Genomic DNA, 11,576 nt, shown 5'->3' with positions numbered 1-11,576 from the left:
ATTTATTAATTTAATTTTTTTACTATTGAACACTTAGAATAATCGCCATTGATTATTTCAAGTAAATTGTTTTTAACAAACATATTACATACAACAATCGGCAAATTATTATCTTTTGCAAGTGCTACTGAAGTATCATCCATAACTTTAATACTATCTTCCATAGCTCTTTCATAAGAAAGTTCATTTAGTTTTTGAGCATCTAAAAATTTACTTGGGTCTTTATCATAAACTCCATCAACTTTTGTTGCTTTTATAATCATATCAGCACCAATCTCAATCGCTCTTAGAGTTGCTGCAGTATCTGTTGTAAAAAATGGATTTCCTGTTCCTGCTGCAAATATAACAATTCTTCCTTTTTGAAGATGTCTTTGAGCACGCCTAACAATAAAAGTTTCACTAATAGCTTCCATCTTAATAGCACTTTGAACTCTAACTTCCATACCAACATGCTCTAGTGCTTCTTGCATAGCAACTGAATTGATAACAGTTGCTAGCATTCCCATATAATCCCCACTTGTTCTTTTGATAATACCATCTTTAGCAGCACTCACTCCTCTAATGATATTACCCCCACCAATTACTATTCCTACTTCTATACCACTGTTAACTAGAGTTTTTATCTCTTCTGCAATAAACTTTAGGATAGAAGTATCTATACCAAAGCCATTTTCTCCTGCTAATGCTTCGCCAGAAAATTTAACCAGTACTCTTTTATTTTTCATAAATTTACCTTTTCACTTAAGCCAAAAATTGGCCGATTATACCCAAATTGTCCTTAATACCTAATCAATTCTAAAGGATTGATATGATAACTCTTTTGAGTTACTTCAAAAGACAATTCCTCATCAACTCTCCCTATTACATAGCCTTTTCTAATCTTTTTTCCAACTTTGATGGTTGGTGCAATTTTGTTTAAATGTGCATATATAGTATGAATTCCTCTACTGTTTTCAACAATAACAACATTATCTAAAACAGCAGTATTTTTAGCATATACAACTTTCCCATCCAATACATTTTTTACTTTTGCATTTTTTTGTTTTGATTGAAGAATAACAGCCTCATTAAAAATCTTTATCTTATATATAGGATCAACATAACTTCCAAACTTTCTTTTTACAATAAAACTATCCAAAGGAGCAATTGTTTTTGCACCACGATATTTTTTAATTCTACTTCTTTGATAGGATGAGCCAATTTGCCTAACTGTCATTTTATCATTTATATTGATATCTTTAGTTGCCTCTTTTAAATCTGCTAATCTTTTTTTTCTTTCAGCTTCACTCTCTTTTTCTTTTAAAATCTTTAGTTTATTTAGAGTTGCTCTTAGTGAATCTCTCTCTTTTTCTATCTTATAGAGTCTATTTTTATACTCTTTTTTTTGAATTGCTAGTTTTTTGATACTTTTTTCTTTACTCTTTTTTAAACTAGATAGTTTAGATTTTTTCTTTTTTAAATCTTCTATCTCTTTTTTTATATTTTTTATTTGAGAACTTTGAAGTTCTATTCGTTTATTTATTTTTTCATATTCATATGTTAAATTTGAAATCTCTTTTTTTACTATAACACCAATCTTATCGATCACTTCATCAGCTATGATACTCTCTTTTGAATCTATATAATCCTTATCTGAGATAATATAAAATGAAAAATCTTCAGCGATAAGCTTTACTATCTTTTCTTCTAACTCTTTTTTTTTGTTAATAAGTTCTAAGTTTTGTTTTGTAAGATAAACCAAATTTGTCTCTTTTGCATTTACTACATTTTCACTTGATGCTATATTTTTGCTAAGAGATTCAATTTCGTTTTTTATTTTGTTAAGTCTTTTTTGTTCAGTTGTTATATCTTTAGCAATATCTTTTAGTCTTCTGCTTATCTTTCTTTCTAATGTTGATTTAGTTTTTAACTCATTTTTACTAGCAACTATCTTTTTATCATAAGTTGAGGTAGCACCAAAAAGTGCTACATGTAAAAAAGCAAAAACAAGTAAAATTCTCATTATAACTTCATCTTTCTAATTACTAATGACACAATTAAAACAGAAAAAACCAATGAAACCCCAAGTAAAATTCCACTATCATGCAATAAATCAAATTTTGGCAATTCAATCTCTAAATCAGTCGATAATTTTTGTACATACTCGATATTTGGTAAAAATATAAAAACAAGACTTACTAGGATGGCACTTATAAAACTATCTACTATCGCCAATCGGTATAAAACTGCACTTTTCATCCAAAATGGAGCTCCAAAAAGACTCATGATACTCATGCGCTCCTTATGTTCAAGAAGCCAAATTCTCATCTGTTTAAACATCAAAAGAACAGACACTATAATGATAAATGAAGAAAATAAAAACGATATACTTTTTAAAAGTACAAGAGTTTTATAAATTTTAGAATAAGTTTTAGAAAAAGTTTCAACTTTTGTTATTAGCTTCGTCTCTAATAGTTTTCTTTTTATATTTTCTAACTCTTTTACATTAGGAAAAGACTTTAACTTAATAGAATAAAACTTAGGAAGAGTTACCTTTAATAAAGAGATATTCTTACTTGATATATTTCCTTTTAGTCTATCTAATATCTTTTTAGAACTAATTTCTTCTATTGATTTTATGCTTCTTACCTTGCTCATCAATACAGCTTCATCAATTTTTTTTGAGGATACTATTATGATGTTGTATTCATTATTTAATTTATAGGCAAAATTTTTAACTATTTTATCACTCATCAAAGAAAATTGAAGTGAAAAAAGAAGAACAAATAGAGGGAAAATTACAGATAAATGGTTTTTAAGAGACTTCATATACTGCTCCGCTTTCTAAAAACAAATGCTTATAATCAATCCCTATTGTAGCTGGTATATGGTGTGTTACAACTACAATTGTAGTTCCTAAATGTTCTTTTGCATTTTTGAGTAAATCCCAAATAACTTCACTTGAATACTCATCTAAGTTACCTGTTGGTTCATCTGCTAAAATCATAACTGGATTATGCGCTAATGCCCTAGCCATAGCAACTCTTTGTTGCTCTCCACCGCTAAGCTCTAGTGGATACTTGTCTGCTTTGTGCAATAGTTTAACATGTTTTAGAAGTTTATGAGCCTGTTTAACACAAACTCCTTTTGAAAATCCACCTATCATCAGAGGTAACATGACATTTTTTTCTACGCTCCACTCATTTATGAGTCTGTAATCTTGAAAAACAATGCCTAGATACCTTCTTAAAAGATTTAATTTGGAAGTATTTATGCCTTTTATATTAACTCCACAAATACTCAAATCTCCTTTTTTAGGCATCAACTCACCATACATAGATTTTAGTATAGTTGATTTTCCACTACCACTCTTACCTGTAATAAAAACAAAGTCATTTGCTTTTACTTTAAAATTTGCATCTACTATAACAGGCTCATCTCTTCCATAACCTATTGTTAGGTTTTGTGCATCAATTACATGTTCCACAGTTGCTCTTTTATTAGTTTATGTGCATTTTGATTATCTTTTGTTGCAAGTACATTATCTGGTAAATATGACACTTTTTCTTTGGTGATAAATATATAATTATGTTCATTTCTACTAGAACTTCCAAAAGAAACTCGAACTAAACCTTCATCTTCATTTATTTCAAAAATTTCTTCTAGATGAGCAAAAAAACCATCACCTCTTAAAGTAATCTCTTGAAAATTTTTCTTTATAGTTTTAAAATCCAGTTTTTCATCAAATTTTAGCGTACCAATTTTATCAACTTCATCTGAATTTTCATCATTTATCATTACTACATCATAAATATCTTTTTCTTGTTTTTTCCATCTATCTTCATATTTACTTGAAACTTCTAAATCTCTGTTTTTATTTACATGTAGAGTAACTTTTTTTTGTTTTAAAAATTCACTAAATGAGTATTCGAAGTAATTATCACTATCTGTTCTTAGCTCTAAACTTCCACCAATTTTCAACACTCTTTTTGATTCATTTATAAAAGCTTCACTAATAACCCTTCTATGAGGTTTTTTATCCCAAGGTACTGGAAAATGAACAAAAATCTTTAAAACGCTGTTTGATTGTAAAAATTCTAAAAAAGTTCTAGCATCATAATCAACTACTAAAACATTTTTTATACCTTGAAGCTCGCACTGTTTTAATACCTGTTCGATTGAAGGTTTATGAATCTCTAAACCAATTATAATTTTATCAGGATTTTTTTTGGCTTGATAGAGTAGATGCCTTCCACTACCAAAACCAACTTCTACTAAAATATCTCTTTTAGTTTCAAAACTATTTGCAAAATATGACATATCTTTTAGATATAGTGATACTTTTAAACTCTTTTGTCTTTTATAATCGATATTAGAATTAGTTGAAACACTTTTAGTTAAATCTCTAAAATCTTTTAAAACTTGCTGTAAAATCACTACTTGAGAAGGTCTTGTAATCTTATCACCTTTTATCAAATAGCCATTTTTATTTTTATTGATTTTGATTAAAAGCTCATTTCCTTCACATCTGCTAAAAACTAATTTCTCCCCTCTTGTTGAGATAGCTTCAAACTCAAAACTACTCTTTCCATAGCTATTTGGATAACTAGGAGATTTAAACTCTTTTGTATGAAAATTTGGCATATAACTATTTATTCCTTTGGAATTTCAATGATAACGCTTTCTGATTCTTTTGATGCTAAACCATACTTATCAATTGCTATAACTTTGTAAGTATATTCAATTCCTGGTGCTACATCGTTATCTGTAAAACTTGTTTGAGTAATGTTTGTATATATCTTTTTTTGATCTTTATACTCTTTTATTACATTGTACTTAACAGCTCTATCATCTTGTGGCTTCCAAGCTATATTGATGTTTCTTCCATCTTGAGTTGATGATGTTATATAAACAGTTTTAGGAACTCCTAGTGTTGCTCCCATAACAGAAGTTTCTTGCCTTGGAGATTCCAATCCATCTTTATCAACCATAGTTACAAAGTAGTAATATGTTGCGCCATTGTCGTTTATCAAATCTTCAAATTTTGTTTCTTTTGTTTTTGCAACATAGTTATAAAACAACAAAGGATTGATGGCTCTATAAACTTTATAGTATGCAAAATCCTTATCATTTGTAGCTTCCCAGCTAACAATTATCTTTTTAGGCTCACTTGTTGTAGCTTTTAAACCTTTGATAACCAAAGGCAAAGGTTTTGTTCCAGCTTCTACAATTTTACTTGGAAGTGAAATTAAACCATCATAAGTTTTTACCTTTACTCTATATCTAAATACTTTATTGTCTTTTAAATCTTTGTCTATATATTCAGCATTTAATCTTCCATCAATTTTTGCGATTTGTTCCCACTTGGTTGAACTAAATTCATTTCTCTCAATTATGTAAGATTCAACTCTACTAGATGGATGAGGTCTCCAGATTAGCTTTACTCTGTGTGGTAGTCCACTAATCGCTTTTACAAATGGAACTGATTCGATTAAAGGATTTGTCTTTACTTTTACAACTTTACTTGGAATTGATTCTCTTTTTTCATTTGAAAAGAGTGAAAATCTATAATAATATTCAGTATTTGGTTTTAATTTTGTATCAACATAATGAGAAGCATATCTATCTTCAATTTTAGCTACTCTTTGCAGTTTCCCACTTGCCTCATTGCTTGCTTCCATCCTGTAAATATAATATCCACCTATATTTTCATTTAAAACAGGCTTCCACTCAAACCCAACTTCTGTTACATCAGTTAAAAACTTTATATCTTGTAAAACTGGTAAAGAACTATCAATAACTGGTTTTTTAGGAGCTTTGGGTGTTGGCTGACATCCGCTAATAAAAATTGTCAAAATACTCAATGATATAATTGCTATTAATTTTTTCATTTAATTCTTCCTTATTAAAATGTTTATCAAGTAGAGCTTTAAAATCTTCAAAAAGTGGAGCAACTATTTGCAAGTCTTTACCACTTCTTGGATGTTTCAAATACAATATATATGCGTGTAACATAACTCTTGCTATTTTACTATTTTGGCTCTTAAAACCGTATAAACTATCTCCTAGTATATGCCTAGATAGAGATTTTAAATGAACTCTAATTTGGTGAGTTCTTCCTGTAAAAAGTTTTGCTAAAATTAATTCGTTTTTACCATCATTACTCATAGCCAATTTTGCAAATGCACTCTTTGCATCTCGTCCATTTTCAACAACATCCATTTTTAATCTGTTTTTTTGATTTCTACCAATTGGTGCTTGGATTATAGTATCTTCTTTTAAAGGAAGATCAATCAACGCAAGATAATACCTTCCCATACTTTTATCTTCTAACTGTTTTGCTAAGGCAACATGAGATTCATTGTTTTTAGCTACAACCAAAGCCCCACTTGTTTCTTTATCAATTCTGTGAACAATACCATGTCTTTCTTCTCCACTAATTGTAGAGAGGCTCATTCCTCTTTTTTTAAGCCAATCAACTAATGTTGCTTCTTTTACGCTAGGAGCTGGATGAACTGTTAAAAAAGGAGGTTTATTGACTACTAAGATATCTTCATCTTCATACAAAATATCTACATCAAAATCAACTTCATACTCCTCTTTTGTTTTTTCTGCCTCCATAAAATCATATTCTATGATTTCTTCCCCTTTTAGTTTAAAACCGGTTTTATTGATAACCTTGCCATCAACCTTAACACCTACTTTTTTAATCAATTGTTCTACCTGATTTCTAGGCAAGGATAACTCTAAAGATAGTATTGCATCTAATCTACCACTTTTTTTACATGTAAAGGTCATTTAACACTCTTTTTAGTATAATTTCTCACACAACTTTTTAGGATTGCATTTGTTACAACTTGATAGACGAATATTAACACATTTTGACTTTTTAATTCCTATTTTAGTTATACCAATCATTTTTGTTTCATATTATCTCATAAGCGAAGCAAACACAACATTAGCAAATAAACAATTAGTATACTTTACAATAGGCTTTCTAGCTTTTCTAACTTTTTTTCTCATCCCACTTAGAAAAATTGCGTGGCTAATTCCTTTTTTCTTTTGGATAACTATCATTCTTCTTATAAGTGTTGATTTTTTCGGAGTAGCAAAACTAGGTGCTAGAAGATGGCTAGAGATTCCATTTGTCCATTTTACAATCCAACCTTCTGAGATAATTAAGCCAGCTTTTGTTTTAATGCTAGCTTATCTTATAAAAGACGATCCTCCAGATGAAGATGGGTACGGCTGGAAAGATTTTTTTAAACTTAGCTTTTATATTCTACTTCCATTTATCCTCATAGCAAAAGAGCCTGATTTAGGAACTGCAATGGTTCTTTTATTGGTTGGATATGGAACTTTATTTGTTATTGGAGTAAATAAAAAGATTTGGATAACACTCATTATTGCTCTTAGTATCAGTGGGCCATTTCTTTATAACTCTCTTCATGATTACCAGAAAAAAAGAATACTTGATTTTGTATCAGAAAAACCAAGTTACCATGTCCAACAATCAATCATTGCTATTGGTAGTGGAGGATTGTACGGAAAAGAAAAAGATGAAGCAACCCAAACTCATTTTAAATTCTTACCAATTTCAACGAGTGATTTTATCTTTGCTTATCATGTTGAAAGATTTGGTTTTTTTGGAGCTTTGGCTTTAATAGCAGGATATATTTTATTAATCCTTCACTTAATTACTCTAAATATAAAATTTAATGATGATTATTTTGCCAGAGTTGTAACTACTGGCTTAGCTTTGCTTATATTTGTATATATGGGTGTAAATATATCTATGACTATTGGTTTTGCACCAGTTGTAGGTGTTCCTCTGCCATTTTTTAGCTATGGAGGAAGTAGTTTTATTACATTTATGGTATTTTTTGGTATATTAGAAAACTTAATAACATTTAGGTTTGATAGAACTTATAAGTCAGTAAAATACAGAGTTACATAGTTTGTCAAAAATTTTAGCTTACTTTAAACATATAGTAGGTAAAATGTCACTTCCAAAAACGGAGGGTTCTTAGCTCAGTTGGTTAGAGCTCCCGGCTCATAACCGGGCGGTCACTGGTTCGAATCCAGTAGAACCCACCACCTCTTATCCTTCAATGTATTTTTTCAAATCTTCAAATGATTCAATTCTTTTATCAAGTAAACTTATAATTTCATGTTTTATTTTCAAATCTTTCTCTTTAAACTCTTCAATAATCGGTTTAAATGCCAGTGTCGTACTACTAAGTATCGCAAAATCATCTCCATGAATTCTAAATACAAAAGAGTCTTTGAAATATTTTTTTAATTTGCTAGCTACTTCTTTTAAAATTTTATCACCTTCACTCCAACCATATTTTTTGTTAAATTTATAAAACTCTTTTAAATATAGTAGATTAATACTGCCATATTTTTTATATCTATAGTTTTGAGCTAACATAAAATCAAGATAGTGTGTATTATAAACTTGAGTTAGTTGATCCCTATAAAAGTAAGAAAACCTCTCTTTTTCTAAATCATTATGTGGTAATTGTGTGGCTTCTTCTATGATTTTAACATCTTTTAAAACTTTTAAGGCAACTTCGGCTACTTTAGGACAAAAATGCTTACCCTTTAAATCTTCAATCTCTTTTAAAGCTTCTCTTACTGTCTTTTTTGCTTTATACACCCTGCTTGTAGTCATAGCATCAAAAGCATCAGCAACTACCATGATTCTAGCACAAAGTGGTATTTCTTCTCCTTTTAAACCTCTTGGATATCCTGTGCCATCATATTTTTCATGATGAGCTCTTACGATTTTTGACATATCTTTAAATAGAGGAATTTTTGAGAGGATTTTATATCCTAGGTTTACATGTTCTTGTATGAGTCTGTACTCTACATCATTTAAAAAGCCAGGCTTTAGTAAAATTGAATCAGGAATTGAAACTTTTCCTATGTCATGCAATACACCAGCTTTATATAAATCTTCACACTCTTGTTTATTGAGCCCCATATGTTCAGCTATCATTTTTGAATACTTTGCAACTCTTTGTGAGTGTCCGCCTGTGTATGTATCTCTTTGCTCTATGATTTCTACTAATGCAAAAAGAGTTTTCTTGTATGTTTCAGATTTTTCTTCTTCTAAAAGTAGGGCTTCTTTTGTTTTTTCCTCAACTAACTCTTTTAAATGAAGTTTATATAACTCATTTCTTCTAAATTCATTTAGTTTATAAATAACTTTATATAAAACTTCGTTCATTTGATTATAATCAATTGGTTTTAAAATATAACCATCAATTCCTAATTTGATAGCTTCAACAAAATACTTAACTTCATTTGATGCAGAAACTATGACAATCTCTTGAGCTTTGTTTATCTTTTTTATTTCACTAATCATTTCTATGCCATTCATTTCAGGCATAATGATATCGGTTATGATTATGTCATAATTGTTTTGTTTAAATAAGTCTAGTGCATCATGACCATTTCTTACACTATGTACCTCTTTGAAAAATTTTTTTAAATATTTAGTCATAGACTCATTTAGTTTTTCTTCGTCTTCAACATATAAAACTTTAAAATATTTTCCCAAAATTTTAATTTTTTCTATATCACTTAACAAATTACTTCCTTTTAACTCTTAGGTATAAGTATAACAAAACAAGCTCCATTTTGCCTGTTTTCTACCCTAATAGTTCCTTTTAAATGCTGTTCAACGATTATCTTACACATATAAAGACCAAGACCTGTTCCTGTTTTTTTATTTTTAGTAGAAAAATATGGATCAAAAATCTTTTGTATTATATCACTTTTTATTCCACCAGCATCATCACAAATCTTTATCTCTACATCATTTTGTAAAGTTTTTGTATCTATTCTTATAGTTTTATTTTCAAGCTTATTTTGTATGTATGCTTCTTTTGCATTATTGATGATATTTATAAAAACTTGAATTAAATCATTTTTGTAGGTATTTATGATTATATCTTTGGAACAATTCACATCTAATCTTACATCATGTGCTTCTAAGCTTTTTCCTATTATTTTTTGTGTTTCATTAAAAATATCTACAAGCCTCTCATGGCTTGTTTTGTTATTTGGCATAAAAAAGTTCCTAAAATCATCAATAGTATCAGAAAGATACTGTATCTCTTTTAATATCCCTTTTATATAAGCTTCAATGTCTTCTTTCTTGATGTTTTCATCTAATTCTAAATCAATCAATAAGTTATTTGATTCCATTGCAACAATACTCAAAGGCTGTCTCCACTGGTGAGCTATCATACTAATCATCTCGCCCATTGCTGCATGCCTTGATTGTGCTATTAGTAACTCTTTTTTACTGTCTAACTCTCTTTGTATTTTCTCCCTTTTTTCTATCTCTTCTTGTAATTTATCTCTTGAGGTTGTTGTAACTTTTAAATTTTCCAATAAATCATGGAAAGAGTTAGCAAGAATACCTAGTTCATCTTTTCTACTTGATTGTATATCTATATTTAATGTACCTTTATGAATACTTTTAACTTTATTTGAAAGTTCTTTTATGGGTTCAATTATATAATCCCCTAATAATACAGATAAAAAGACAAGTAAAATTGTTGTAAATAAAACCATATACAAAAGAAACAAGTTAGTATCTTTATTGATTGAAGACATCGTTATATTGTCTTTTTCTAATACTACATGCCAAATTTCATTTTCATTTCCTAGTTTATGGTCGATACTGTTTGGTTTTCCACCAAAAAGAATATCTTTTGATAAATCAATAGGACCAAAAGCTACTAACTTGTCATCATCTATAAACTTAATGCCTGTTTTTTTATGTTTCAAATCATCTAAAATTTCGGGATATATTTTACTACTAAGTGGTTCTTTTGCTTTTTCTAAAACAATTAAACCTTTGGTTCTTACTATTTTTAAATCAATATTATGGATATTATTAATCTTTTCAATCAAGTCTTTTAAATACTTTTTAATCATTACGTTGCATTTAAGTACACCAATAACTTCTTTATCTTTAATTATTGGAACAACTATGCCAATGACATAGTCCCCTACACTATCATCATATCCTCTATCATCAATAAAAACTTTTTTATTCTCATAAGCATTTTCCCACCAATATTTATTAGCGTGGATAAAAGTTGTTAATTTTCCAGTTGAAGCTACTAATACACCATGTTTATTTGTAAGAAAAATCTCTCCATAGTGATTTTTAAACAATTTTTGCTGCTTTTTAAAATAATTTGCAATGTCATTGTTTAAATATGGTTTTACAAACTCATCATCTTTACTTTTTGAGTTCATCCATTTTGCATTGTAAGTTTTTTTAAAATCTTTTAATTCTTGATTTGAAAGATTAGATAAGTTTTGATTTGTTTTTTGAAGAGTTTCAATTAAGTCACTATTAACAACAAACGATTTTGCAACACCTATTTCATATTCAAACTGTCTAGATATATCAAAATCACTATATCTTGCTAGTTTTAAAAGCGAGCCCTTTATATCTTCTAGTTTATTCTCATAAATCCAATAACTATATATTGAAGAAGCAAGAACTAAAATCGACACTGCCAATAAAGACATTATTAAAATTATTTTGTTTTTTAATTTCATAACAC

Annotated in this window: 10 protein-coding genes and 1 tRNA gene; 2 read left to right on the top strand and 9 right to left on the bottom strand. The window is 28.8% G+C overall.

Annotated features, from left to right (window positions below):
• Window positions 1-5: 5 nt before the first annotated feature.
• From pyrH to ACKGJI_RS03620, 7 genes are read right to left on the bottom strand one after another with little or no spacing between them, the layout of a single operon-like run.
• Window positions 6-725, bottom strand: coding sequence for a UMP kinase (gene pyrH / locus ACKGJI_RS03650; protein WP_458701207.1), 720 nt, complete (start codon window positions 723-725; stop codon window positions 6-8).
• A 53-nt stretch (window positions 726-778) separates the two neighbouring features.
• Window positions 779-2,002 carry a murein hydrolase activator EnvC family protein gene (locus tag ACKGJI_RS03645; protein ID WP_458701206.1) on the bottom strand — a complete coding sequence of 408 codons (1,224 nt, stop codon included), beginning with the start codon at window positions 2,000-2,002 and terminating at the stop codon, window positions 779-781.
• Window positions 2,002-2,808, bottom strand: a complete 807-nt coding sequence (locus tag ACKGJI_RS03640) for an FtsX-like permease family protein (protein ID WP_458701205.1) — start codon at window positions 2,806-2,808, stop codon at window positions 2,002-2,004. The genes ACKGJI_RS03645 and ACKGJI_RS03640 overlap by 1 nt, the downstream gene beginning before the upstream one ends.
• Window positions 2,795-3,466, bottom strand: coding sequence for a cell division ATP-binding protein FtsE (locus ACKGJI_RS03635; protein ID WP_458701204.1), 672 nt, complete (start codon window positions 3,464-3,466; stop codon window positions 2,795-2,797). The genes ACKGJI_RS03640 and ACKGJI_RS03635 overlap by 14 nt, the downstream gene beginning before the upstream one ends.
• On the bottom strand, window positions 3,454-4,623 hold the full coding sequence (gene trmB / locus ACKGJI_RS03630) for a tRNA (guanosine(46)-N7)-methyltransferase TrmB (protein ID WP_458701203.1): 1,170 nt from the start codon (window positions 4,621-4,623) through the stop codon (window positions 3,454-3,456). The genes ACKGJI_RS03635 and trmB overlap by 13 nt, the downstream gene beginning before the upstream one ends.
• Window positions 4,624-4,631: 8 nt before the next feature.
• Window positions 4,632-5,870: a fibronectin type III domain-containing protein gene (locus ACKGJI_RS03625; RefSeq protein WP_458701202.1), complete on the bottom strand. Its 1,239-nt coding sequence runs from the start codon at window positions 5,868-5,870 to the stop codon at window positions 4,632-4,634.
• Window positions 5,818-6,777, bottom strand: coding sequence for an RluA family pseudouridine synthase (locus ACKGJI_RS03620; RefSeq protein WP_458701201.1), 960 nt, complete (start codon window positions 6,775-6,777; stop codon window positions 5,818-5,820). Before ACKGJI_RS03620 ends, ACKGJI_RS03625 begins: the two co-directional genes overlap by 53 nt.
• Before the next feature lie 49 nt (window positions 6,778-6,826).
• Between ACKGJI_RS03620 and ACKGJI_RS03615 the strand changes: the two genes are divergently transcribed.
• Window positions 6,827-7,936, top strand: a complete 1,110-nt coding sequence (locus ACKGJI_RS03615; RefSeq protein ID WP_458701200.1) for an FtsW/RodA/SpoVE family cell cycle protein — start codon at window positions 6,827-6,829, stop codon at window positions 7,934-7,936.
• 63 nt (window positions 7,937-7,999) lie between these two features.
• Window positions 8,000-8,076: transfer RNA gene (locus ACKGJI_RS03610), tRNA-Ile, on the top strand.
• A 4-nt stretch (window positions 8,077-8,080) separates the two neighbouring features.
• Here ACKGJI_RS03610 and ACKGJI_RS03605 read toward each other — a convergent pair.
• Both ACKGJI_RS03605 and ACKGJI_RS03600 read right to left on the bottom strand, forming a co-directional pair.
• Entirely contained in the window at window positions 8,081-9,577 is a 1,497-nt protein-coding gene (locus tag ACKGJI_RS03605) for a GGDEF/HDGYP domain-containing response regulator (RefSeq protein WP_458701198.1), read from the bottom strand.
• Window positions 9,578-9,588: 11 nt separating this feature from the next.
• A complete protein-coding gene (locus ACKGJI_RS03600) occupies window positions 9,589-11,541 on the bottom strand; it encodes a sensor histidine kinase (protein ID WP_458701197.1) in 1,953 nt (650 codons plus the stop codon).
• Window positions 11,542-11,576 lie beyond the last annotated feature (35 nt).

This window comes from Sulfurospirillum sp. 1307, assembly GCF_054408545.1.
Note: the sequence above shows the minus strand (reverse complement) of the source record. Positions and strands in the feature narration are given on the sequence as shown.

Bases quoted from the DNA above. Each gene is read 5' to 3' on its own strand.
- pyrH (WP_458701207.1), bottom strand. From the start codon at position 725: ATGAAAAATAAAAGAGTACTGGTTAAATTTTCTGGCGAAGCATTAGCA.
- trmB (WP_458701203.1), bottom strand. From the start codon at position 4,623: ATGCCAAATTTTCATACAAAAGAGTTTAAATCTCCTAGTTATCCAAAT.
- ACKGJI_RS03640 (WP_458701205.1), bottom strand. From the start codon at position 2,808: ATGAAGTCTCTTAAAAACCATTTATCTGTAATTTTCCCTCTATTTGTT.
- ACKGJI_RS03620 (WP_458701201.1), bottom strand. From the start codon at position 6,777: ATGACCTTTACATGTAAAAAAAGTGGTAGATTAGATGCAATACTATCT.
- ACKGJI_RS03645 (WP_458701206.1), bottom strand. From the start codon at position 2,002: ATGAGAATTTTACTTGTTTTTGCTTTTTTACATGTAGCACTTTTTGGT.
- ACKGJI_RS03625 (WP_458701202.1), bottom strand. From the start codon at position 5,870: ATGAAAAAATTAATAGCAATTATATCATTGAGTATTTTGACAATTTTT.
- ACKGJI_RS03600 (WP_458701197.1), bottom strand. From the start codon at position 11,541: ATGTCTTTATTGGCAGTGTCGATTTTAGTTCTTGCTTCTTCAATATAT.